General features: G+C 45.7%; 23 protein-coding genes and 2 pseudogenes. 16 read left to right on the forward strand and 9 right to left on the reverse strand.

The annotated features are described in order from the left end of the window. Positions 1-47 precede the first annotated feature (47 nt). The 8 genes from UNITIG_RS01815 (at position 48) to UNITIG_RS01845 (ending at position 8467) form a co-directional block, all read left to right on the forward strand. Positions 48-1412, forward strand: coding sequence for an AMP-binding protein (locus UNITIG_RS01815; protein ID WP_235015201.1), 1365 nt, complete (start codon positions 48-50; stop codon positions 1410-1412). 29 nt (positions 1413-1441) lie between these two features. Next, positions 1442-1675 (forward strand): hypothetical protein, encoded by a 234-nt coding sequence (locus tag UNITIG_RS23880; protein ID WP_235015202.1) that lies wholly within the window; start codon positions 1442-1444, stop codon positions 1673-1675. A 3-nt stretch (positions 1676-1678) separates the two neighbouring features. Beyond that, the gene (locus UNITIG_RS01820; protein ID WP_101756834.1) at positions 1679-2488 is read left to right on the forward strand and encodes an enoyl-CoA hydratase/isomerase family protein; all 810 of its coding nucleotides are present in this window, start codon (positions 1679-1681) and stop codon (positions 2486-2488) included. A gap of 65 nt (positions 2489-2553) precedes the next feature. Beyond that, the gene (locus UNITIG_RS01825; RefSeq protein WP_101756835.1) at positions 2554-3372 is read left to right on the forward strand and encodes a crotonase/enoyl-CoA hydratase family protein; all 819 of its coding nucleotides are present in this window, start codon (positions 2554-2556) and stop codon (positions 3370-3372) included. 308 nt (positions 3373-3680) lie between these two features. After that, positions 3681-4130, forward strand: coding sequence for a hypothetical protein (locus UNITIG_RS01830; RefSeq protein ID WP_101756836.1), 450 nt, complete (start codon positions 3681-3683; stop codon positions 4128-4130). A gap of 11 nt (positions 4131-4141) precedes the next feature. Next, entirely contained in the window at positions 4142-4897 is a 756-nt protein-coding gene (locus tag UNITIG_RS01835; RefSeq protein WP_101756837.1) for an AraC family transcriptional regulator, read from the forward strand. A gap of 129 nt (positions 4898-5026) precedes the next feature. Continuing rightward, the gene (locus UNITIG_RS01840; RefSeq protein ID WP_101756838.1) at positions 5027-6175 is read left to right on the forward strand and encodes a DUF1214 domain-containing protein; all 1149 of its coding nucleotides are present in this window, start codon (positions 5027-5029) and stop codon (positions 6173-6175) included. A gap of 60 nt (positions 6176-6235) precedes the next feature. Beyond that, positions 6236-8467: a TonB-dependent receptor gene (locus UNITIG_RS01845; protein ID WP_101756839.1), complete on the forward strand. Its 2232-nt coding sequence runs from the start codon at positions 6236-6238 to the stop codon at positions 8465-8467. A gap of 50 nt (positions 8468-8517) precedes the next feature. Here the strand turns inward: UNITIG_RS01845 and UNITIG_RS24840 are convergent, their stop codons facing one another. Both UNITIG_RS24840 and UNITIG_RS24845 read right to left on the reverse strand, forming a co-directional pair. Next, positions 8518-9216 (reverse strand): DUF3604 domain-containing protein, encoded by a 699-nt coding sequence (locus UNITIG_RS24840; protein ID WP_101756840.1) that lies wholly within the window; start codon positions 9214-9216, stop codon positions 8518-8520. Continuing rightward, positions 9186-10349 (reverse strand): annotated as a pseudogene (locus UNITIG_RS24845) (DUF3604 domain-containing protein); the annotation flags it as partial. The gene UNITIG_RS24840 and the pseudogene UNITIG_RS24845, both read right to left, overlap by 31 nt. Before the next feature lie 736 nt (positions 10350-11085). Between UNITIG_RS24845 and UNITIG_RS01860 the strand changes: the two are divergent. The 7 genes from UNITIG_RS01860 to UNITIG_RS01890 all read left to right on the forward strand — a co-directional run bounded on the left by UNITIG_RS01860 (position 11086) and on the right by UNITIG_RS01890 (position 16146). After that, entirely contained in the window at positions 11086-11532 is a 447-nt protein-coding gene (locus tag UNITIG_RS01860; protein ID WP_159931037.1) for a nuclear transport factor 2 family protein, read from the forward strand. A 38-nt stretch (positions 11533-11570) separates the two neighbouring features. Next, positions 11571-12164: a peroxiredoxin gene (locus UNITIG_RS01865; RefSeq protein ID WP_101756843.1), complete on the forward strand. Its 594-nt coding sequence runs from the start codon at positions 11571-11573 to the stop codon at positions 12162-12164. 1 nt (position 12165) lies between these two features. Further along, complete coding sequence (locus tag UNITIG_RS01870; RefSeq protein WP_101756844.1) at positions 12166-12609, forward strand: thioesterase family protein; 444 nt, start codon at positions 12166-12168, stop codon at positions 12607-12609. Positions 12610-12784: 175 nt separating this feature from the next. Continuing rightward, positions 12785-14062: a GGDEF domain-containing protein gene (locus UNITIG_RS01875; RefSeq protein WP_235015203.1), complete on the forward strand. Its 1278-nt coding sequence runs from the start codon at positions 12785-12787 to the stop codon at positions 14060-14062. Further along, entirely contained in the window at positions 14052-14888 is an 837-nt protein-coding gene (locus UNITIG_RS01880) for an ABC transporter substrate-binding protein (RefSeq protein ID WP_235015204.1), read from the forward strand. Before UNITIG_RS01875 ends, UNITIG_RS01880 begins: the two co-directional genes overlap by 11 nt. A 298-nt stretch (positions 14889-15186) precedes the next feature. Continuing rightward, positions 15187-15711: a nuclear transport factor 2 family protein gene (locus tag UNITIG_RS01885; protein ID WP_159931039.1), complete on the forward strand. Its 525-nt coding sequence runs from the start codon at positions 15187-15189 to the stop codon at positions 15709-15711. Between the two features lie 63 nt (positions 15712-15774). Further along, entirely contained in the window at positions 15775-16146 is a 372-nt protein-coding gene (locus UNITIG_RS01890) for a nuclear transport factor 2 family protein (RefSeq protein WP_101756848.1), read from the forward strand. A 571-nt stretch (positions 16147-16717) separates the two neighbouring features. On the opposite strand, the gene UNITIG_RS01895 is transcribed toward UNITIG_RS01890, so the two are convergent. Beyond that, on the reverse strand, positions 16718-17446 hold the full coding sequence (locus tag UNITIG_RS01895; RefSeq protein ID WP_101756849.1) for an isoprenylcysteine carboxylmethyltransferase family protein: 729 nt from the start codon (positions 17444-17446) through the stop codon (positions 16718-16720). Positions 17447-17846: 400 nt separating this feature from the next. On the opposite strand from UNITIG_RS01895, the gene UNITIG_RS01900 reads away from it, so the two are divergent. After that, positions 17847-19394 (forward strand): PQQ-binding-like beta-propeller repeat protein, encoded by a 1548-nt coding sequence (locus UNITIG_RS01900; RefSeq protein WP_101756850.1) that lies wholly within the window; start codon positions 17847-17849, stop codon positions 19392-19394. 56 nt (positions 19395-19450) lie between these two features. On the opposite strand, the gene UNITIG_RS01905 is transcribed toward UNITIG_RS01900, so the two are convergent. The 6 genes and pseudogenes from UNITIG_RS01905 to UNITIG_RS01925 all read right to left on the reverse strand — a co-directional run bounded on the left by UNITIG_RS01905 (position 19451) and on the right by UNITIG_RS01925 (position 25208). Further along, a complete protein-coding gene (locus tag UNITIG_RS01905; RefSeq protein ID WP_159931041.1) occupies positions 19451-20575 on the reverse strand; it encodes an acyl-CoA dehydrogenase family protein in 1125 nt (374 codons plus the stop codon). Positions 20576-20586: 11 nt separating this feature from the next. Beyond that, positions 20587-20982, reverse strand: a complete 396-nt coding sequence (locus tag UNITIG_RS23890; RefSeq protein WP_235015205.1) for an acyl-CoA dehydrogenase family protein — start codon at positions 20980-20982, stop codon at positions 20587-20589. Next, positions 20943-21770: an acyl-CoA dehydrogenase family protein gene (locus tag UNITIG_RS01910; protein ID WP_235015206.1), complete on the reverse strand. Its 828-nt coding sequence runs from the start codon at positions 21768-21770 to the stop codon at positions 20943-20945. The genes UNITIG_RS23890 and UNITIG_RS01910 overlap by 40 nt, the downstream gene beginning before the upstream one ends. Positions 21771-21812: 42 nt before the next feature. Then, the gene (locus UNITIG_RS25390; protein WP_369809136.1) at positions 21813-22124 is read right to left on the reverse strand and encodes a hypothetical protein; all 312 of its coding nucleotides are present in this window, start codon (positions 22122-22124) and stop codon (positions 21813-21815) included. Between the two features lie 210 nt (positions 22125-22334). Then, positions 22335-23407, reverse strand: a pseudogene (locus UNITIG_RS25395) (AMP-binding protein); the annotation flags it as partial. 343 nt (positions 23408-23750) lie between these two features. Beyond that, positions 23751-25208: a coniferyl aldehyde dehydrogenase gene (locus tag UNITIG_RS01925; RefSeq protein ID WP_101756854.1), complete on the reverse strand. Its 1458-nt coding sequence runs from the start codon at positions 25206-25208 to the stop codon at positions 23751-23753. Between the last annotated feature and the right edge of the window lie 37 nt (positions 25209-25245).

A 25245-nucleotide genomic window follows, 5' to 3' on the forward strand; every position in this document is an offset into this window, starting at 1 on the left:
ATATATTTCATCAACATTTTTAGAACGATAAGAGCAGGCAAACCATTATGACTATGACATTTAATATTGCTGATCTATTTGAAAAAGTGGCAGAGACGGTTGGTGATCGTGAGGCAATTATCTGTGGCGATAATCGCGCTACTTACGATGCCCTGGAAAAAGGCGCCAATCAAATTGCACATTACTTGCAATCACAAGGTGTTGGTGCTGGCGATCACGTTGGCTTGTATATGTATAACAACGCAGAGTATCTGGAAGCGATGCTGGCCTGTTTTAAAATTCGCGCAGTTCCGATCAATGTAAATTACCGCTACGTAAAAGATGAACTACTTTATATTTTTGAAAATGCGGATATGGTTGCCTGTATTCACAACCGTGAATTTATTCCGCATATTGCTGAAATACGTGCTGCTGCAAAAGATATGCAGACATTTATTTCGGTTGATGATGGCTCCGACGAAGACCTTGTCCAGATTGACGCCATTGATTATCAGGTCGCAAAACAAGTACAAAGTGATAAGCGCGATTTTCCTGATCGCGCCGATGATGATTTATTTATTCTTTACACTGGTGGTACCACGGGTATGCCCAAAGGTGTTATGTGGCCGCATAAAAATGTATTTATGGCAGCTATGGGTGGCGGTGGACATTTCTCCCCTCTGGGGGCCTGTGTAGAGCCTGAAGATATCGCCAGTCGTGTGCTGGAAAATCCTATCGTCGGTATAGCATTGGCGCCATTGATGCACGGCGCGTCCTGGTGGTATGCCTGTATTCAATTGCTTGCTGGCAATAAGTTGGTACTAAATCATCACCGCTCACTGATTGGTGAAGAAGTATGGGATATCTGTGAGCGGGAAAAGTGTAACGCGGTGCAAATCGTAGGTGATGCCATGGCCATCCCGTTACTCGATGCCCTGGAAGCTAATCCCGACCGTTGGGATTTAACGCCGATTTTTAATGTTGGTTCAGGTGGTGCCGTTTTTTCTGAATCAAAACAAGATGCCTTTAAAGCTATTTTCCCCAATGTATTTATTACCAACTCCTTTGGTTCTTCCGAGTCCGGTCAAATGGGTATGGATAACGGCCAGAAAAAAGGCGAAGCCGGTTTGGGTAATGTCACCCGCAGTGAATTTATGGATGTCATTGTGGTGGAAGAGGGGCAACCGCCACGTCATGCTAAACCGGGTGAGATGGGTATCTTCTCTCGCTCCGGTTATATCCCTGTAGGTTATTACAATGCGCCAGAAAAAACGGCAGAGACTTTTCTTGATGTCGATGGAAAAATCTGGTTGCTGACTGGTGATGAATCTATTCTCGAAGAAGATGGCACCATTACGGTTTATGGACGTGGTTCAAACTGTATTAATTCCGGTGGTGAAAAATATTCCCTGAAGAAGTCGAGCAAGCGTTAAAAGCGCATGCTGATATTTTTGATGCGTTAGTGGTAGCCACACCGGACGATCGTTGGGGTAGCAAAGTCACTGCTGTCGTTTCTACTCGAGGTGGTAAACGTCCCAGTTTAGAAGATATCCAGGAAGAGGCACGTAAACATATTGCCGGCTATAAATTGCCACGTGAGCTACATATTGTTGATGAAGTACCTCGTGGCCCTAACGGTAAGCCTGATTATAAAACGGCGTTGGCGAAAGCCTTGAGTATGGAGTTTGTAGCCTAAGTCATGGCGGATATCTTATATGAAAAAAAAGGTCACATTGCCTATGTGACCTTTAATCGACCTGAGAAAAAAAATACCTGGACGCCGAACGCCTTTGTATTGCTGGCCGACGCTTGGCAGGATATTCAGGCCGATGACAATATTCGCTGCGTTATTTTGACCGGGACGGGCACTGAAGCGTTTTCTGCTGGTGGTGATTTAGGTTCATTGATTCCCTTGTTTACTGGCGCTAAAGTTGCAGAAACCGAGGAAGAAAAACGGTTTATGCAGGATTTGGAAACCTATACCAATCATGCGGTGCTCAAAGGTTTAGCCTGTTATAAACCGATTATTGGCGCAGTGAACGGCGTGGCTCTGGGCGGGGGTTTTGAAATCCTGCAGTGTACTGATATTCGTATTGCTGCCAAGGGCGTTAAGATGGGCTTGCCTGAGGTTAAGCGTGCACTGGTGCCGGGAGCGGGTTCTTTGGTGCGGTTGATTCGACAAATACCCCACGCCCACGCAATGGAAATATTGTTAACCGGTGAGATGGTCGAAGCGGAGCAGTTACTGCAATGGGGGTTTCTCAATTACGTAGTTGACCCCGATCAGTTAATGATAAAAGCGGAAGCTATCGCCGCAAAAATTATTGCCAATGGCCCCATTGCTGTGCAGGCATCGAAAGAAGTCGCGCTGCGTTCACTTACCGAAAATTGGGAGCAGGCTTTTGCTATTGAGCGAGAACTTTCTGCCAAGGTAATGAGTTCGGCCGATGCGCAGGAAGGCCCAAAAGCGTTTAAAGAGAAAAGAGTGCCGACATATCAGGGAAAATAATTCTCAATAATACCGATGCGGCATTGATGTACCAGTAAATCAAATAATTTAATAAGGAACTAGCCATGGCTGAAGCCCTAGATATCAGTACTGATAATTGTATTATCGAAAAAGAAGGTAAGACGCTAATTGTGACTTTGAATCGTCCCGAAGCCAAAAACGCGTTTAGCCCGGAAATGCTATTAGGGATGTATAAAGCCTGGCGTCGGTTGGATGAAGATGACGATTTGATGTGCGCTATCCTGACCGCCAATGGCGATACTTTTTGTGCTGGTATGGATTTAAAAGCCGGGGCTGAGGGGCATCGCAGTACTCAGGAATTTATGGAGTTGATGGGCACCGTTCCTAATATTCATTGGCAAGCGCTACTGCGTGACGACCGCCCCAGCAAACCATTGATACTGGCAGTTGAAGGTTATGCGCTGGCCGGAGGCACCGAGTTATTGGCCGGTACCGATTTACGTGTGGCCGCTGAAGATGCCACTTTTGGTGTTACTGAAGTGGCCCGTGGTTTATATCCCATGGCCGGGTCCAGTATTCGCATTCCCCGTCAAATCCCTTACTGTTTAGCGGCAGAAATTGTTTTATTAGGTCGTCATATCACCGCCCAAGAGGCGTTGGAATGGGGGCTTATTAATCGGGTGGTAGCTAAAGGTGGGGCATTGGCTGAAGCGAAAAAAATGGCGGCGCAGTTGTGCGAAACCGGACCTTTAGCCTTGAAGGCCATCACGCGTTCCTTGCGTGAGTTGGGGACTGATGTGCCCGAAGCTGAAGCGATGTTAAAATCCGACGAATTGGCTAACCCGGTGTTTGCTTCTGCTGATGCTAAAGAGGGGATGCGTGCTTTTAAGGAAAAACGTAAAGCGGTATTTAAGGGCGAGTAATCTTGTTTGCGATGTTTTCCCGGCTGATTAAAGCCGGGAGCGACTAGTCGATTGTGAACGTCCTTAACCATAGAGAGCCATTCCGACTCTGCTTCATTAAATTAAAAGATGTTAATGGAGCTAACTCTACCACCAAATGCATTATCATCATTCCATTCTTTACTTTAACAGCAAAGGGGCTGCAGTATAAAAAGCTAACGGTAGGATAAAAATATGTTTCCATACGCATTATTTCAACCTGGTAACCTGCGCCGGACTAACCAGTTATCGGCGATTAGTACGTTAGTTCATAGCTCTACCCTACCATTGTGAACCATCTGATTTCCGACACCGCGTTGTTTATCGCTGGTCAAGGCTACTTCCTGTTATTTATTATTTTAACGATATCGGGGCGAAAAAATACCAGCAACCTAATTTTGGCGCTTTTTATTTTGGTGCAGTCCACCAAAATATTTGATTTTTTCCTCTGTTATCAGTCCTATGCAATGCCTTCCTTAGTCAATGCTTTACATAATTTGTCATTTATTGCCGGGCCAATATTATATTTTTATGTGTCCTCATTATCCACCGGGTCTTTTCGTTGGCGTTTGAGTATGTTGTGGCATGTGGTGCCTTTTATAGCAGCGGTGACCTATACCTTAACCCAGTATGAATATTCTACTTCGATCACTGGCGGGGGGGCGCTTGGACAGAGTTTTATCCAGAGTACAGCCTTAGGCGCAGCATTCATGCCGCTATCAGTTCAGCCTGGTTTTTAGGATATTTGTTTTTGGCGTTGCGGCTTTTACCTAGCTATGAGCTGTTAATTCGCAATCAATATTCATCAATAGAGGCGATTACCTTACAGTGGCTGCATCGGATTATTGTATTCGCCGCGGCTTGTTATAGTGTGTTATTGGCTATTGATTTGTTGATTGTGTTGATTCCCGATATTGGGTTTAAGCCTAGAAGAGTTGTGCAATATATAAATGACATCAGTCTGTTTTATTTGTTTGGTCTGGCAGGGTTTCGTCATGGCTTGTTATTTAATAATCGCCAAATTAATACCGCTATGGCAAGTCCTGTCACCGCGGTGGAGTCTGAGGTGTTTCCCGTTGAAAGCATCAAAGCTACTGCTAAATATGGGAAGTCTTCGTTAACAGCAGAGTTAAATGCCGAAATACTCGCGCTCGTTGATCAATATATGCTTAAACAACAACCATACACCGATAGTGGTATGCAGTTATCGGATTTGGCTGACGCGATTAATTTATCCACCCATGAGATCAGTCAGGCGATCAATACTTCAGGAAGTAATTTTTATGATTATGTGAATGGCTACCGGGCACATAAGGCGAGAGAGTTACTTGAATCGGATCGCTACCATTATCTTGCTACTCAGGATATTGCAGTAGAAGCCGGTTTTGCCAGCAAATCGACTTTCTATAAATATTTCAAAAAACATTATAACTTCACTCCCGCGCAGTATCGTAAAAACTTTAGTCAGGCTACGGAAAATGCCGTGCCGATAACAACGAACAGTTAGTTTCTTAAAAATCAACAGCTTAAGTAAAATGTCACCAACTCGTACAGGTCTACCGAACAGCACTCTCGGTGATTGTACATCCACTATGATCACGACACCGAAAGTAGGTTGGCGTGGAAAATAAAAACAATGAACATTAAAAAGGCAATTGCTACTCTGATAGCTGTGGTGCTACTTGTAGGTGTTAGCTACTACCTGGGTAGCCGCCAAGAAAAGGTAATAGCGCCACTTACTGCGGGTGACCCCTGGGTGGCTTTTAATCAGGAGTTGAGTAAGGCGGCTGCATATATTCATCGCGATGAAACCCCTAAAGATCCGCTGACTATTGCAGAAGGGTATCGCTTTTTAGCGCGTATGCTGCGTTTGTCCTGGGAGCATACTTATGAGTATGCAGACCCTAATAACCCTAAGCTGTTTAAAGTCAATGAAGATTATATGAGCAATGGTATCAACACCACGGATTGCCTGTATTTGACTGCCATTATCGACGGCCACATTGACTACAAGCTTTCTGGCTTGCGTGGCACTGCACCACTGATTGAGATTTCCACCTATGAAGGTTTATATGGCACGGTCAAAAATAGTGTACGGGTTGATTTTATTACCGAGCAGGACTTGCAACTTGAACCAGATGGTAGTTTTAGCCTTATCCTTAGCCAAACGCCGCAAGCTAAAGGTTGGTTAAAAACCAGTGATAAAACCACCGTATTATTTGTACGTCAATACACGCATGACTGGAGTAATACACAAGCGGCCGAGTTGGTAGTTGAGCCATTGCAAACGCTAGCCGCGCGTCCAACCACACTGGTATCGGTTACCGATGGCTATGCCAATGCTGCGCATTTTTTAAATAATTATTTGGATATTTTTACCGGTTTGGCTGACCGGGGTAAGTCGCTCAAAGAAAATAATTTGATTCCGATTCCTACCATGATGCAAGCCAGTTTACCGGGTGGACACCGCTATGCGGCGGGTTCCTTTAATTTGCAAGCCGATGACATCATGCTGCTGAGTTTCAAGCCGGTGACGGCGCCTTATTGGGGGGTGCAACTGGGCAATTATTGGTCCGAGGTATTGGATTACGAAGGCAGCGGTTCGCATCTCAATAATCAAACGGCGGTACTGGACAATGATGGCCGCGTGACAATAGCGATATCGCAAGCACCACGCCCCAGGGAGCCACCAACTGGTTGGACACTCGTGACCATATTACAGGCTCGATTGTTTATCGTCAGTTGCGCAATATGGAGAGCCCGCCAGAATTTACCATCAAACTAATAAAACGACCCTAAATGAATGATTAATAGCAAATAAGTAATAACTCTATTGGAGAATGTAATGAAAAAACATCTACCGTTTCAACCTCGCTTATTGTCAGTCGCCATGCTCTCTATAATCGCTTCCTATAGCCAAGCGCAGAGCGAAACCCTGGCGCTTGAAGAGGTTGTGGTGACTGCACAAAAACGTGCACAATCCTTACAAGAAGTCCCGATCTCAGTTGTTGCCTATGACTCGGAAAAATTGTCGGCTAGGGGGATCGACGACCTAACCGACATTAGCGCCAGCATTCCTAACCTGGTGGTCAACGCCTTTAATAATGACCCCGGTGCCGTACGTTTATTTATGCGGGGTATTGGGCAAAATGATGTACAGCTTACCCAGGATCCTTCGGTCGCTTTGTATCTGGACGGGGTTTATATTGGCTCTTCTTTTGGATCTGGCTTTGAAGGGGTTGATATTGAACGGCTTGAGGTATTACGTGGCCCTCAAGGTACGTTGTATGGTCGCAACGCCACTGGCGGCGCGGTCAATATCATCACCAAGCGCGCTAATGTGGAAGCGTTAGAGTTTCGCCAGGATTTTACCGCTGGTAATTTGGGCGCATTAAAATCACGCACTACGTTGAATATTCCGCTCTCTGATACCGTTGCCGCTAAAGTAAATTATTTGATTTCCCAGCGCGACGGTTATGTTGAAAATAAAGGTCCCGGTGCTGATTTTGGTGAAGAAGATCGCACCAGTGCTGTTGTCGATCTGCGCTGGCAGGCAACGCAGGATTTGACCATTGATTATCGTTTTGAACAGGCCGAGATGGATGATAGCCAAAATTTTGAACAAGTCACGGCAATTAGCCCTGCAGCATTGACTGCATCGACCACGATTACACAGTGGGATGGTGATCGTCTTGATAGCGTTACTGCGTTACGAGAAATTAAAAAGAATGATCTGGAAATTACCGCCCATACTTTGCAAGCAGACTGGTCATTTCAGGATAGTATGACTTTTAAATCTATTACCGCTTACCGCGAATTTGATAACCATACCAATAGCGACCCCTTATCAACCGCCGAAGGTAATGGTTTACCGGTAGACTTTGCTGCCGGTCGCTTTGTATCTTATACAGGCTCACCTAGCATGGGTAACTACCAAACGGATTTTGAACAATTCTCGCAGGAATTCCAGTTGATCGGCAATGCAGAGCAGTTGGAATATGTAGCGGGTTTGTATTACTACCAAGATGAAGGGAATTCCAGCTCTAATACCAGTTTATCGCTGGGTCGTGAGCGCGGACTTGATATTACCGCCACCGAAAACACATCGCTGGCGTTATTCGGCGAGGCCACTTATACGCCTGCGGGAAATGAACGCTGGCATATTACTTTGGGGGCGCGATATTCAGAAGATAATCGCAAGGCTGAGCGTACTAACTTGAATATTACGCCGATAATAGATGATGCCAAATACGATAAAGATTTCACCAACTTTAATCCATCGTTAACCGTAGCTTTTGATCTCAATGATGAAATGAATGTTTACGCCAAAGTCGTGAGTGGTTTTAAATCGGGCGGTACTTCGCAGCGTTCTGCTAATGCCACTTTATTCGCTGACGGTTTTGATGAAGAAGAAATCCTCAGCTATGAAGCTGGTTTTAAAGGTGATTTTTGGCAGCAGCGTGTGCGCTTGAATATGGCTCTTTTCGATATGACTATCGATGGTAATCAAACTAGTGTGCAAACTGGCAGCACTCCCGGAGAGCGAGACTTTATCGGTATTGATGATAATAAGATAAAAGGCGTAGAAGTGGATTTATCGCTATTACTAGCCGAGGGGCTGACGTTGGATTTGGGCTACAGTTATCTTGATACGGAATTGGGCGAGGATGTTGTTGATTCAGGTACTTCGGCGGGGTCTTTTGCTTTGATTGAAACATTTGCTTACGCTCCAGAAAACAGCTTTACTGCCGCACTGGATTACGCCCAGCCATTGACGAATGGTGATTTGTACTGGAGTATTAATTACAGCTATCAGGACGAATTCAGTGGCTCGGTTAACCAGGCGGATAATGTAATCGAGGATGCCTATGGTTTGTGGGGCGCATCCGTTGCCTGGGACAATATCAATCTGGGCTCTATGGATGGTCATCTAAAATTATTGCTTTGGGGCAAAAACCTTGCCGATGAAGAATATACCGCCAGTGGTGGTGGTGCCTGGGCGGCTTTTGGATCTAGTGAAGTGTTTGTTTTTGGCGACCCAAGAACCTATGGTTTAACGGTTAGTTATATTTACTAGTAAAACGGCAAGTCAAACTGGCCGGCACATAGTTTGCCTGCCAGTTTTTTTTACTCTGGGGTATACCAAATAGGGGAGGTCCAGGCTCGCTCCTGAATAGTTTTGTCTAGGGTGGTACTTGCGCACACAGCGGGCTTAGAATCCTCTGGTAGTGAGTTACAGTCATACGTAGTCCAGCGGCAACTGGGATTTTCCACTACTCTGGCGTAATACATGACCGATTGTGATGGGTCAAAATCTTTGTCCGTCCACACTGTGCATAAACTGCTATGGCCGCCTTCACTACGCTGGCAACTGTCAACATCGACACTGGAGGAGGGTAGGTTGTCGCCCACCACGTCGATAACTCGTTGCTGCATATTACCGTCGCTATCGGTCCAGCCTTTAATAATTTGTATTTTTTGTAGTGGTGTTGCACCAGCTTTATTATCCATTAAGGCATTAACCAAAAACGTCGGCTTGGCATTGCTGTCAGGTATGGCGCTAAGATCACCACCCATCGGCACGCCATGTGCGTAGGCTTGTTCAATCATGGTGGTACTATTACAAAGATTGTCATCGTAATTCCAGCCGGCAAAAAAGCGAGGAAGAATACGCGGCCCACTCGTGCCAAAGGTTTCCTTACGTTTTAATGCGGCAAATAACGACTCACGGCTATTTTCTTCTGCCCATACGCCGGCAATACCACCGGGATTAAAGCGAGTAGCATCGGCTTTGGCTACGCCGGGAATACTAATCGGGTCTCGCAAGCGGCCCGTGCCGTTCTATCTAAACCCGTTGATCCTGGGTACTGATCCTCAACCACAGCGCCAGCCGCACCGGTATGGTTATCACCTCCGGCAATAAAACCAAATTTCATCGAGTTGATGCCGAGCACTTGTTGCTCTCTCAAGCCTTCAATTAATCCATAGCGGGCAAAACTCCAGCGCGAAATACACCCGCCTAATTTCATTCCGTCACGGCCGTAACTATCGTTGCAATCTTCCGCTGGCTCAGTGGGCAAGCGTAGTTTTTCAAAATTACACAGCTCATCCGGCCCACCAAATATCCGCGACAAGCCATTGCGGCATTCGGAGTCGCCTTTGACCTGCATAATTTCGACCAGTGGTTCCATGCTGCTGCGTAACTGTGCTAATTGTTGTTGCTCTTGCTTAGGGCGCTTGCTTAAAGAATAGGGATAAAACATACGGCCACTACTCCAGTTACTATTATGAGCAATAGTTAGCACATCACAGTCAGTTGCAGAATCAACGCAGGTTTGGCGTAACCAGCGCCACAGTTCTTCCGGTTTTTTTGCTTCTTTGGCGCTAAGTGGTGTAGGCGGTACCGCTGCATTGGCGAAAATGACATTGCGATGTAGGTTGGTACCTTCTTCCGCCAAACTGTATTCATAACCGACAAAACTTGTGAAGGCGCAGTCTGCTGATTTATCGTAGGCGTCTTCAGCCGCTTGTTGATGCTGTAGCCAGATATTGGTCGCTGAGCGTACACAATCCATACCACCGTCACCACAAATCCTGGCCGAGCGATCTTTAAATAAAGCAAACGATGCCAGCCGCGCCATTGGTTGCATGGCCTCGCCAACCGGTAGTTTGATATCTCCGCGGAATAATTGACACATGACCGTGTCGTAAGCACTGCTACCGGGCCTTAAGCATAAATCGGTTTCGCCCAAGTACTCTGCGTGGTCGGTCACTGCGGCAAAATCCAGTGGCCGATCCAGTGTAATGACCGGTACTTCCATTCCCTCGTCTTCACGCAAGCGCATGGCCAGCTGCTCTCCTTTGGCAAAAGCATAAACATCCGTAGGCTTAACGACATTGCCCCAAGCTGCGGCATCACCTGACAGTGACGTATGGATATGCAACGCGCCAAAATATGCCTGACGAAGGGGTTGTTATCCCGGCAGGGTTGACGGCGACCGTCAACAAAATCCGGAGTTAATGCCGGTGCAGAAATATAACGGTCAAATTGTTCAGGATCCTTATCCGCCAGTGCCACCTGATATTTCAACCACAAGAATAAGGCTATCAGCACAATTAACAGTGCAGCTAAGATGGTCAATAAAATTTTAACGCCACGGTGTAGTGCCATAAGAGTTTCCTAACGCCTGTTGTTATTAAAATAGTGTGTTTTTAACTGTATGTCATTATTCAATAAATTGAGGGTTATTAGTGTACGGTCCGATCGAAAAAAACTTTTTTCGGCAGAAAATATTAATATCCTGCCACGTGTGTATTGATTGAATAAATCCTGATACAAGGTAATATGCATTCATTCAAAAATTAAATGGCTAGGGAATAAGAATAATGGCAGTGAGCGGGCTAAGATCAAATGGTTTCAGATAGAAACTGTGAGAAAGCACAACACTTCAAAACTCGTATACAGTTGATGCTATTTTACGCAGTTAATTGTGCAGGCATCATTGCTAAGATAGCTAGCTCTATCATGCAGTCCCAAAAAGCCAGCGCAAAGTTACCAGGTTGAAATCCATGATAAAAATGTTTACGGCGGATTTTTTATCAACTACCTAATAACATTATCGCTGTTAATTACTGCATGTGAAAATACTGCAATTCAATCGATACTGTTACTAGAGATTATGTTTGGGAGGTATGATGGCTGATAATATTTTTCAGCAATTAATACAACAGCAAGCAATAGAGGCCTTGCTGATACGTTATGCTCACGCGTGTGATCGCCGGGATTGGAGCTTGTTAGAGACAGTCTTTGCTGAGCATATTGAAGTCAACTATGGTGGTGAATTTAAAGTGGCGGGTCGCGACGCTGTCATTAACATGATACAAAGTATGTTAGGTGGATGCGGTCCAACACAGCATTTGCTGGGTAATTTTACTATTGCGGTTAACGGTTTACAGGCAGGCAGCAGTTGTTATGTGCGCGCAGTCCATGAAGGTCTGGCTGAACAGCGGGGTCAATATTATGAAGTATGGGCTGAGTATACCGATACCTTGCAGTGGGTCTATGATCGCTGGCTGATAGTGTATCGCGAAATGAAAGTGCATAACGAAGTTGGTAGCCGGGCGGTATTGGCACCGGCTTAATGCTGGTTAAATCGAGGTGTAGCTAAAGGAGTTAGTGGATGATTAGGTTATTTGGAGTGTTGTCATTAAGGCTATGGTTATTAATGGTAGCAGGGTTTATGGCTGGTTGTGAAAATACAGCAGTTTCAACCAAGGCTATCGATAGCGATAACGGCTATAGCGATATTGCTGGTATTAACTTCGCCGTGGGTAAACCAGCGCCGACTTTCACTATACCGGGCGCGGACGGTAATAAGATTAGCCTGGCAGATTATCGTGGTAAGAAAAATGTCATGCTGCTATTTTATCGTGGTTACTGGTGCCCTTTTTGTATTGGGCATTTAGACGATATACAAAGTTTGTTCCCCAAGTTGGCAGACTTTAATGTACAACTGTTGGCCCTGAGCCCTGATGATGCAGAGAACTCGCAAAATCTGGCGAAGCGTTTTGATCAGCCTTATTTATTTTTGTCTGACCCTGATTTAGCCGTGACAGATCTCTATGGTGTACGGAAAGATGAAGACCTGCCACATCCAGCAGTCGTTTTAATAGACAAGGCCGGTGTGGTGCAATGGTTTTATGTAGGAGAAGACTATAAAAAACGTCCCTCAGCCAAACAGTTAGAAACGGTGATGCAGCGGGTATTTAAATAACATGAGCGATTGGGAATGGGACTATCGGCAACCCTTTCTGTTGGATGTTACCGTAGCGCCGGATGATATTGATGAGCTGGGACATACAAATAACGGTGTTTATACTCGTTGGTGTGAGCAAATTGCCTGGCAGCATTCCGATCAACTGGGTTTAAATGCACAGGACTATCAGCGCTTACAGCGCGCCATGGCCATTCAACAGGCAAACTATCAGTATTTAGCGGCAAGCTTTGCCGGCGAAAATATCGCCATTGCCACCTGGTTAACGGGTTTTGATAAGCGGCTGAAGATGCAGCGGCGCTTTCAAATGGTGAACAGAGCAACAGGAGTGACTATCTTTCGTGGGCAGTGGGATTTTGTATGCATCAGCTTAGCTAGTAATAAGCCTACTCGAATACCAGCGGAATTTATTGCGGTATATACGCCACATATAGTTGACCCCTGAATTGTAGGCGTAATGTCAGGGAGCTTAGAGTCTGCATATCTACAGCTACAACCTCCAAGTTTGGCTAGCAGTCCATGATTTTTAAAGCGTTTTTAAGGTTCAACATAATTTATTCCATTAAACACGGGATTAAACTAAACTGCATTAGAAATCTAACCGGTAAGTGTTGGTCTAAATGTTTTTACGTTGTCTTGGTACAAATAACCTTTCTCAAAAAATGCTACGGGTTATTTTTTCTATCTATTTAGGCGTAACCTGCTTAATCACTGGTATGCAGTTTTTGACTGAATATTTAAAAACACAAAATTCAATATCATATGAATTAAGTCAGCTGGAAGAAACAGTGCGCGCCTCTATTGCGACTAGTTTGTGGCAATACAATGATACTCAGTTGGATACGCTTATTGATGGGCTGGTGAAAATGCCTATTATCGAGGGCGTTGATGTTTTCGATAAATATGCCAAAAGTATGATTTCTAAAAGATCCTATGATCCGTCATCTACTCCGCTATCCATTTTCGAGAAAAAAACAGACCTGTATTGGACGCTTAACGGAGAGGAAGTATTCCTTGGAACTCTGGTACTTTACTCATCATCGGAAGTAGTTTTAGATCGAGTCTTGTTTGGCTTTTCGTTAATTGCGATTACCGCAATCATAAAATTATCACTGTTGTTTTGGTTGTTTATTTGGGCCTTTGATCGTTATATGGCAGGCCCCTTGAAAGAATTGATGTCGCAAGTCAATGATGTTCAATTGAGTCATGATATAAGCAAGCGGATTAATCTACCGAATATTGAAGATAACGAAATTAGTCAGCTTCAGGAGCATATGAATAACATGCTCTCCGCTATGGCGAGTGATCGTGAACGATTATTGGAAACTGAGCACGCTAAAAGAAGCTGGTTGGAGGATGCCGTCGAGAAGCGTACCGAAGCATTGAGAATATCCAATGAGAAGCTCAAAGAGTTAGCGGCAAGGGACTCGCTGACAGGGGTATTAAACCGGGGTGGTTTCTTTGAAACGGCGCAACATCTGCTTGACCTTTGCCAACGGCAGAAATCGCAAGCATCATTCATATTAATGGATTTAGATCACTTTAAATTAATTAACGACACTCATGGTCATTTTGTCGGTGACAACGTTCTTGTCCATTTTACTCAATCCATTCAACGCTTATTAAGGAAGTCCGACCTTGTTGGCAGGGTGGGTGGCGAAGAATTTGCTATCTTTCTCCCCGGAACAGGTATTAAAGACGCTCTCCAGCTTGCCGATAAAATTAGAAAGTCAATTGGCTGCTCAGTAGTAGAGATTGAGGACGTTACTGTTAATTATACGGTGAGCCTCGGTGTTGAATCGGCCGAGTCCAAGGACTATTCAATTGATGAGCTTTTTAAACGCGCCGATTTAAAGCTTTATGGGGCGAAAGAGAAGGGCCGCGATCGTGTTGAATAATATCAAGTCAAAAAGTATAAGCAGAATTGGCGCGGTCTTGCTGTTATTGTTATTGGCAAATAACACTATGGCGGATATTAGTGAGACCAAGACATTAAAGGTTTGCTATGACCAGTGGGCACCCATGACAATGTTTCCAACAGAAGCCTCATCTTCCCGGGGTGTTGTCATCGATATGCTTGAGCAGATATACATCCCAATGGGCTACACACTGAAGTATTATGAAGTGCCCCTGGCACGAGGGCTGGAAATGGTGGCAGAGGGCCTTTGTGACATGTTGCCTGAGTATTTATTTTCAAAAAACGCAGAGCAGGGTTTTGTGTATGCCGCCGAGTCAACGTTTGCATATTCAACAGCTTTTGTTATTAGACGAAATGATCCATGGCGGTATAGTGGTATCCAGTCGATAAAAGGAAAGCGTATCGCAACTGGACGCGGCTGGGATTACAGTTCAGCGAGTGCTGATTACCAGAACTATATTGACGATCCAGATAATTCAGGTTTCGTAGAGGTTGTCGCCGGTAACGATGATGTGGTTGAGCGGATTTTTCGCATGATTAAAGGAGATAGAGTCGACTTATATGCCGATAATAAACTTGTTCTTCAGTATGTTCTAAATCGCTTGAGCTTGAATAATGAGCTTGAAATTGTCCGCCCAGGCCTGGGCAACAAGTTAGTTGAAATGCCAATTTTCTCGAAAAGAATCCCTGCAACAAAAAGACAGGAGTTGATAAAAATCTGGAATGAAGGGCGAGTGTCTTTGCAAGGAGAAAAAGAAAAAATACTGCTGAAAAAATATAACCTCACAATTGAGGAATATTATTAATTCGACTTCCGAAGATGAAATAATTTTTGTGTTGTCTGCATATACTCAAGCGATAAAAGCTTTTGATAAGTACAGGTATGTTATTGTTTTGACATTGCGGCCCGGTTTAGCGGTTTTGATAAGTGGTTGGTGATGCGCGGTGCTTTTGAGTTGTGAGTGGCGCGATATAGGTAACGCTCTTGCGTGGTCAGTTTGACTTCGTGGGTATCAATTTGAGCATTTTAAATCTACTTGATTACCGGCTGAATTTATTGCCGTGAGTACACCACCTGTAATTTAACTATAAAAGGTAATGACCATGACCAGTAAACACGAGATAGAACAACAGGCAAGAGAGACTTATCATCGTTTTGTTGCGGTGCGCGACCAGATTGATTCGGGCAATAAAAGCTGGAGCGAACTGGCAGATTTTTTTACCGCGGATGCGGTTTATATTGACCCGGCCTGGGGAAGACAGGAAAGCAGGGAAGTGATCCGACAATTCTTTAACGATTCGATGGCGGGTTTGACGGGCTATGGTTGGTCATCGCCGGAGCGCTGGATTATGGTCGACGGCCACCGTGTTGTTAGTCAATGGGATCAGGTTTTAGGTAAAAAAACCGATGGCAGTGAGTGGATTGTACCGGGTTTATCTATTCTCTATTACGCGGGTGATGGTTTGTTTTGTTACAGTCATGATTATTTAAACATGACCCATATCGGCGAAACACTAAAATCCATGGCCTGGCAGCCACCGGCTGAATTTAATATGCCTCCAGCAAAACCCGATTGGTCTACCGCTTTGCCTGCGGCCTGGCAGCATTTAAGTAGTGCTTTTAAATAATAGTTAACAGTGCCTGGCTATTATTTTTAATAATCAGTAATAAAAATAAAGCAGAAAAGAATCATGAATACTGAATTTGTTGAAGCCTATTACCAGACCTACAATAGTGAAGATCCAGTAGCATTAAGTCAGTTTTATCACGATGATGTAGAGTTGTCTTCTTCTCAGGGCACTCAGGTTGGTGTTGACTCTATTCTGGATACCTACCGATATCTGATATCGATATTCAATGACCAGATGACACCTGAAAAAATTACTATTAAAGGTGATCAAGTAGAGGTGATGATTAGCGATCGGTTTACCGCCAAAGTAAATGTCGATGATTTTATGGGTATGGCATTAGCTGCAGGTGATAGCTTTACCTTAAAGTTGCGCGGTATTTATACTGTGGTTGATGAGAAATTTAAAACGATTGTTATTGAGCAGGTCGAATAAGTTATAGGGCCTGTTACAGGTATGAAAGTATCGGTGAAACAGTTGTTATCACACTTAATACTGTTTGATGGATTACCTTGGTAGCAGCTTAATTGCTGTCACTCCCACACAGGCGCACTACTGTTCGCGATAATTTATATTAGTCTTACCCGCGAAAAGCCTGCCCTCGAAAGATTGAATCGGGGGGCGGGTATCCAGTTGCGATTAATGATCAAAATTGCTCGAACTCTTTTATACATTGCAAAAAAAGAGTGTTTTACAAATGTCGACTGTATGCACTCCGTAACTCTGGATCCGACGTCTGCGCGTAGGATGACGACCTGGAAATCAAGTTTCAACTTTGCATTTCATAGAGTTAGCCTGGTATTTATAGGCTCAAGCGCTACAAACGACATTTTACCCCGGACAACAGTGCGCACAGGCGGGAACCCAGTTGACGCAACGACTAATTCTGGAGTAACTGCAACGCCAGCTTTCAAGCGACCCCTTTGCCTATAAAACTGAATGAGATTCACGGTGCCTGTTCTACAGGGCCAGGTTTTTGTTGCAGTTCGTATTTTTATATTTCTCATTACTTTCTAGGCCAGAACGGAATTACGCCAGGAACCCTTTTTTTGTAATCCAGATAAGTATCGCCAAAGTGAGCTTCGAGTGATTTTTCTTCGAAGTGTAGCCCAATAAAAATATACAGGGTCAGACTAACGGAGAGCATGAATTGGGTCATGCTCATATAAGCGGTAGACCATATTCCGATCAAAACTCCGGTTTGGATGGGGTGTCGAACGACGCTGTAGAGGAATTTTTCTTTCAAATATATTCCCTCGGTAGTCCTCATGATTAAACTTTGTTTGAGCCCCATTAGGTGGAAGTGGTCTATCTCAAAGGTAGCAGCCACCAGTATCAGCCAGCCAAGGATATGGATGGCCTTCAGTACTAAAATGATAATCGCATTATCTATATTCCATACCGTGCCTGATAAAGGTTGCCAGTAAAGGCAGAAAGCGAACATAAAGAGGCCTGATATCAAAACGTAGGTACTGCGTTCCGCCTCGGCAGGGATAAGTTTGCTTAGTCTTTCCTTAAAAGAGGGGCGCGCGGCGATACTGTGATGCACGCCGAATAAAATGAGAATGAGACCGTTGATAATCACTGCCAGCGCTGTACTACTATCGGCCACACCAGAATTGATGTGTAAAGGCAGAAAGCTCCAGCTACCCATATAAAGCATAAAAGCAGTAAGCCCAGTCAAACCGATCAAGTAAGAGAAAATTCCATAAATCGAGATAAGAGTTTTTTTCATTTTATTGGACTCCAGAGAAACAATTAAAGTTCCTGATCATAAAACAACCATAGTATTACACAAGCGCTTTTTACATATGCTTTTAGCAAGCTCCTGTTACCTTAGATATTCCAATGAGTGAAATTTGACTAATGACCAGAGGCAGAGCTAAATGCTTTGCAGATTATTTTCCACTCCAATAGTAAGTCAGTTTTTCCTATAAATATTATCCTTGGATTGAATCCATTGCCTATGTTTAACTTAGAGTGCTTTAACTATAATTAATAAATCCACCTTTGGTAATTTGTTATTGTTCCTCTAGGTTAACTTTTCTTGTCTATAGTTTTTTCAACACTAGTTTGGCGTTCTGTCGCGGTTTTTTATCGTGGGCCGACGTAGAGCAAATAATTGAGGGTGGGTTATGTTGCAAGTTAGTGGTTTTATCCCCAGGAGTTTAATCGTCGCTGGATTAAGCTGGATGTTTTCAGCTCAGGCGGATGGAATTTATTCTCCCGGTGGTTGGCCAACATTGCACCAGGACGCGGGCAATCGTCGGGCGGTGGATGTCAGGGTGTTAAATCGCAATTATCAACGCTGGCATCGCTTGTCCGGTGCGACGGTGCTGACCGTTCCAACTACCAGTCCTGATGGCCAGACTATTTATGCCACCACAGCGCTGGGAGCGAATAACAGTAATTTGCATGCCTACTCGATTAACGGAGATTTACTGTGGCAGTCCAGCCCCTGGCAAAACGCTAATGACAGTGTTGATCCCTGTGCGTTTTTATCGAGCCCAATTATCGATACCGTCGGCGATATTTATATCAGCGATTGTAATCAGTTATTTGCTTTTAAGCCTGATGGGGTAGTGAAATGGGTGATTGAATTGCCTGCAGTGCAAGCGGAGGATTGGCGAGCAGCAGGTGATCATCCGGTCAATGCATTAACAACCGCAGCCTTTACTGCCGAGGGAGATATTCTCGGCGTGACCAATTTTGGTGATGTGATTATTGTGGACCGGCAAACCGGTGACATTCTGAATCAGCCGTATCGTCTGCCCGGTTTAATTCCACCGTACTCTACTATTCAACCTTTGCCGGACAGTTTATTCGGCAATGGCATGATGGACCCGAACTTTAGGGAGTGGGCCTGGCAATTAATTTTTGGTGGCAATATGCGCTCCGCCAATACGCCGGCTGTTGCCGCGAGTGGCCGTTTGTTTGTGGTGGGAAGTGGCAGCCGCAAGGGCATGGGTGCTTTGTACGGTTTGGATTTGGTTGCAGGCGAACAGAGCTTGACAATTACCGAAGCTTTTATTACTGAAATTGGTCTGGGCAGTGGTTCCAGCCCGGCACTATCACCTGCGGAACATCAGGCTTATGTCAGCGATGAAGAAGGTTGGTTGTATGGCATTAATACTGAAGCCGGAAGCATTGACTGGAAGGTACAAACCAAAGCTACTGCGGGTGCGGCCGGCGTTGGCAGTGATGGCACTGTCTATGCGTTACAAGCCTATGCACCGGCGGTAGTGGCAGTTAGTCCAGCTGGAGCTATCTTATGGCAAAGTGATTTTAGCGTGTTGGCAAAACGGTTGCCTTCATCCTGGTTGTTAGGTGAGCCGGTAGCGGTTGGTAATGGTAATCCAACAATCACGGCCGATGCGATTTTGGTGCCAGTAATTTATGGCTATGAAGTCTCATTGTTTGGTCGCAGATTCGCAGTGCCGGTTGACTCCACCGTGGCAGCAATTGACAAAGCTACAGGTAAAGCGATGGCCGATATAGTAAGTTTACCTGATGACTCATCAGGTATTACTGCGGTGTTGGCAGATGGCACTATCGTGAGTAGTTTAGGTGCGGCAACCACCTCAGCGCTCAGTCCGCTTAAGTTTATCGTTGATAGGTTATTGCCGGGTGAGTTGACTATGCTCAGCGCTGTGGGTGGTGTGCAGGTGGCAATACCGCAATAGTGGTTTTTTTCGTTTCGGCTAAGTACAGTCGTTAGATGCTTTTCCCGCTTACCTGATCAAGCCGCAGGCGGTAAAAATTGCCGGGCGATACGTTGTCCCAATTTATCTAACAAGGCCGCACTGGTGCCACAGCTTAGTTCAATTTGTCGCGCCCACAGGCAGTATCGCCACAGCGGGTAATCACGATCAACACCAATACCACCGTGCAAATGTTGCGCTGCCTGACTGACGCGATGGCAGACATCGCCGGTCCAGATTTTTGCCACTATCACTGCCTCGGTTGCTTTGAGGTCCTGATTGATTAATGACACTGCTTGTTGTGTCACCAGCCGCAAACATTCTACATCGATAAAACAATCTGCAGCGCGGTGGCCGACGGCCTGAAAGGTCGCGATTTGCACACCAAACTGTTGACGTTCCGACGTGTAACTAGCCGTCATACGCAGCATGCGATCACAGACGCCAACCGCCATCATGGCGTAAGCGGCGGTAGTCGCTTCCACCATCCACTGCATCATGGTTTCAGCCTGTTGGCCTTGTGCGATAAGCGTGGCCGGAGCTTGATCGAGTTGCAGTTGATACTGCGGTTCACCGGCGGTAACGTGCTGGCGTTGCAGTGTCGAGGTGTTCGGATTACGCTCTAAAAGAAAAACACCCAAGCCCTGTTCGGTGCGTGCCGACAGTAAAATCCCTTGGGCTTGCTCAGCAAAAGGGACGCAGTGTTTGCTGCCAGTCAGCAACCATTGTCCATTGGCATCGGCTGCGGTGGTAGTCGGGGCCAGACTATTTTCATTACCCGCTTCGATTAAGGCTGATGTCAGCATAGCGGTACCGTTAGCGATCAATGGTAACCAGTGTTGGTTAACGGTTGTATCAGCAAAACGTTGCAGGCTGGCGGCACTGGAAACCAGCACGGGAATGACTGGCACTGGCGCGACAGTGCGACCGACTTCTTCTATCAGTAAACACAGGGTTTCAAATCCAAAGCCCATACCGCCGTAGGCCGTGTCGATAGCAACGCCTAGCAGGCCTGCTTCTGCCAGATCAGACCAAAGTTTGTTATCGAAACGATCGGCTTGCTGATCGATAAGTTTTAATTGCTCGTTGCTGGTCTGGTCACCGAGAATCTGTTGCGCCAGTTTGATGACGTCGAGTTGTTCTTCACTGTAAGAAAAATTCATAACGATTGCTCCTATCGTTTTGCCAATGGCATCCATAAACCAGCGGCGGCGATAATATCCCGCTGCACTTCGTTGCAACCGCCACCAAAGGTCAGGATTGAACCGACGCGATAACGGTGCTCAATTTTGCCCTGCAAAATAGCGCCAGTTGAGTCTTCGCGAATAATGCCAGCTTGTCCCATCACCTCCAGTAATAAGCGATAGGCTTCGACAAAAAATTCAGTACCGTAGACTTTGGCGGCTGATGCCTCCGCCATTCCCAACGTGCCTTCACACATCGCCCAGGCTTGTTTAAGGCAGATCATACGCAGTGCTTCCAGTCGCACTTTGACGATGGCCAGGTTGCGTTGCACCCAGGGTTTGCTGATCAACGGCTCACCATCTTCTGCACTGTGTGGGCTGCCCACTCGGCCACTTCCTGAAATAAATTAAACACTGGGCCATGATTGACCAGTGACAAACGCTCGCGATTAAGTTGTCCGGTAATCAGTTTCCAGCCTTTGTTGATTTCACCCACACGCCACTTGTCGGACAGCCGCAAGTCTTGAAAATAAGTGGCATTGGTGCGTACGCCCAAAGTCCACACCGGGGTGGCGGAAAACCCGGGCGTAGTCGTTGGCACCAAAAACATGGTCAAGCCTTTGTGTTTTTTGCTGGGGTCAGGGTCAGTGCGGGCGGCAAGCCAAACGTAGTCAGAAAAATTCGCCAGGCTAGTCCACATTTTTTGCCCGTTAATAATCCAGTCGTCACCGTCGCGTTCAGCTTTGGTGGTCAGGCTGGCCAGATCGGTACCCGCACCGGGTTCGGAATAACCAATCGCCACGACTTTTTCACCATTGAGAATGCCTTTGACTGCCTCCTCTCGTACTTCAGTTTCAGCATATTCAGCGAGAACCGGGCCAATCGCTTCGGTGGTAAGAAAAGGGTAGGGGAAGCCTGATGCCATTACTTCTTCGGTAAAAATATATTGCTCCATTGCAGTGACTTCACGACCGCCTAATTCTTTTGGCCATGACAAACTAATCCATCCATCCGCTCCCATGCGGGCAAACTGCTTTCTAAATTCTGGGCCGCCGCCTTCAAAATATTCCGGGTTTTTCATTTCGGCGCGCATGGCAGGTGTCATAATACTTTTCATGTATTCACGCACTTCCTGCTGCAAACGATACTGCTCAGGGGTAAAGTCAATGTTCATAGTTGGCCTATAACGGTGATTCTAGCGGTGAGTCGTAAGAGATTAAATTTTTGTATCCTGATCTTGCCAGTATTGATCTCGCAACTGCCGTCGATAAATTTTTCCTGCTTCACTGCGGGGGATGCTGGCAACAAAGTCTACGCTGCGCGGCCATTTTTGTTTGGCTAGATGCGGTTTTACAAATTCAATTAATTCCTCGGCCAGCGCAGCACTGGCTTTAATACCATCAACCAGTTGCACGACGGCTTTTACCTGTTCGCGCAAATCGGGATGCGGCACACCGACGCAGGCAACATCGGCAATGTTGGGGTGGGTCAATAACACATCATCAATTTCCTGCGGGTAGAGATTCACACCGCCGGAAATAATGGTTTCGGCACTGCGGCCGGTAATAAACAAATAGCCATCCTCATCGATATAACCAATATCTCCTGCGGTAAAATAGCCGTCGCGTTGCGCGTTCGTAGTTTTTTCCGGGGCTTTGTAATATTCAAAACTGCTAGCGGCAGGGTTGATAATCCAGATTTGACCTTCGGTACCGGCGGCAACGTTATTGCCTTGCTCATCACAGATTTTAAGTTGTGTTGGGCCAGGCTTACCCACCGTACCGGGTTTGGCTAACCACTCTTGCGGGCTAACAATCGTGCCGGAACCTTCGGTACCGGCAAACATTTCCCAAATAATAGGGCCAAACCAATCAAGCATTTGTTGTTTGGTTTTTACTGAGCAGGGCGCCGCGCCGTGAATGATAAATTTCAGTGTTGAAAGATCGTATTGCTCGCGGCAAGTTGCCGGTAAATCCAGCATCCGCATAAACATGGTGGGCACAAAAAAACTGTGAGTGATACCGTGCTGGCTAATGAGTTGCAGGGTTTTTTCCGGTTCCCATTTATCCATAATGACAACCCCGATCCCCGCAGTCATCGGCGTTGTCATGCAGAGGTTAAAAGGGCCGGAATGATAGAGTGGTCCGGTTACTAACGATTTATCTGTGCCGCTATCAGGATCGAATTGAAAGACTGCTGTGAGTAAAGCCTGTAGCTCCGCCGCTTTGGCCGGGTCGGGTTGTTTGCGCAACACGCCTTTGGGCGACCGGTAGTGCCGGAAGTGTATTGCATAACGCTACCCAGAGAGGCCTGTTCTATATCATCGCTGGGGTATTTTGCCAGTTCAGTTTCATAGTCCTCAAAGCCATTGATCTTGCCACCAAAGCCGAGGCTTACCTTTAATTTTGTGGCTTGTTTGATGGCTTTCTCTGCTGCTTCGCTGGTGCGGACATCGGCAAAAAGGGCGACAGCATCGCAATCATCGACAATGTAGGCAATCTCCTCGGCGGATAAATGCCAGTTAACCGTAGTCAGGCGCGCGCCAATACGGTGGGCAGCGAAACGCACTTCAATAAATTCGGGGCGGTTACCCGATAGAATAGCAATGCCATCTCCGCGTTGATAACCGCGGTCCAGTAACAGGTGAGCAATGCGATTGATGCGATCGTTAAGCTGCTTGAAACTGCGATTGCCATGCTCGGAAATGATGGCGGAGCGGTTGGGATCCAGCGCTGCGACCGCAGCTATTTCCATGCCTTCGGCAGCCCGGCTGCGTGCTGCTTCGACGACTGAGGTTGCGGTGTCTGTCATAGCGGTATCCTTTAGCCTGATGGGCTATGCAATATTATTTATTTTATGTGTTGTTAAAAAGACTGTGTTACAAAGGTTGATACATATAAAGTAATTCAGTTATTACTATCGTCATTCCTGTTCAGGCCACACTACTATCCGGGATAAATATGAAACACCATAAATAAATCGAAGTCATCACCGATCAAGTCGGGAATGACTCAATATAAAATGAGTCTGTATGTTGGCTCTGAGCGTTTCGGTATTGTGGTGAAGACCGAAACGCTAAGTTAGTTTTATTTCCTTGTCAGAATGAGTGACAGAATCTGTTGGGTTGCAGCCCGATAATTCATCAGCGCTGTGTTTACTTTTTGATTTGCTGCGCCATCATCTTATCCATCTTTTCACCAAAGGGCGGTAACGTGCCAGCTAGTTTTGGCAGATTAACAAGGCCTTGCTTAAATACCGTTTTGGCATGGCTAAAGGTTTTGAAACCTTCAAAGCCATGATAATTACCCATGCCGCTTGGACCAACACCGCCAAAAGGTGCATCGTCACAGGCAAAGTGCATGGCGATATCATTAACCGATACGCCACCAGCGATGGTGTTATCCAGGATGTGTTCCTGTTCATCCTGATTTTTTCCAAAGTAGTATAAGGCCAAGGGCTGGGGGCGGTCGTTTATATATTCAATACAGTCATCCAGTTTGCGATAACTTTTCACATTCAGAATCGAGCCGAAAATTTCATCCTGCATGCACAGCATGTCATCGGTAGGCTCAATAATTAAATGCAGTGGAATTTTGTGGTGTGGGTTTTTGCTGCTATCGCGCCAGTCTTCATTGGCGGGGTTTAATTCGACAATACGCGCGCCTTTTTCTTTGGCGTCATCTATATAGCCTTTGATGCGATTAAAGTGACGCTCGTTAATCAGAGCTACATAATCCGGGTTATGCATCAATGTAGGAAATTGAGTGGCAATGGTTTCCTTGCAGGTAGTGATAAACGCTTCAATACGGCTGGCGGGGATAAAAGCATAATCCGGAGAAATACACAGTTGGCCACCATTCATACTTTTGCCGGTAATTAATTTTTCAGCAACTTCGGCAATAGGCATGGAGTCGGAAACAATCACTGGTGATTTGCCACCCAGCTCCAGTGTCACCGGGGTTAAATTTTCAGCCGCGGCTTTCATCACCAATTTACCAATGCTGGTCGCACCGGTAAAAATAATATGGTCCAAGGGTAGGCTACTAAATGCAGCGCCAACTTCGGGGCCGCCATTGGCAAAGGCAATTTCTGTTTCTTCAAAATATTTAGCAAACAGTGTCTTCATGACTTCGGCTGTGGCCGGGGTGAATTCTGACGGTTTTATTATGACGCGATTACCCGCAGCTAAAATATCGGCCAATGGGCTGAAAATCATATTCACCGGCACATTCCAGGGCGTCATGATACCGACAACGCCTTTGGGTTGATATTTTATGACTGTTTTGGCTCCGAATAAATTCATTGGGATAGGAGCTTTGCGTTTTTCCGGTTTCATCCATTTTTTTAGATTTTTACGGGCATTTTTTAAAGTGCTAACCGAGGTAAAAATATCAGTCATTAGGGTGACGTGGCGTGAGCGGCAACCAAAGTCAGTATTAACGGCATCGCAAATGGCAGTTTGATTATCGACTAAGAGCGCAATACAGCGATTGATACGATCAACACGGGTTTCATAGGCTACATAGCCTTCTTTTTTAAACGCTGCTCGTTGACGCGTAACTAAGTCAAGTAGGGGGGCTTTAATTTCGTCGAGTGGTAATCCCGCAGTCATGGTTCTTTCCTCAAAGTTAATTCGATTTACACAGTCG

Source organism: Oceanicoccus sp. KOV_DT_Chl (assembly GCF_900120175.1).
GTDB lineage: Bacteria > Pseudomonadota > Gammaproteobacteria > Pseudomonadales > Dasaniaceae > Oceanicoccus.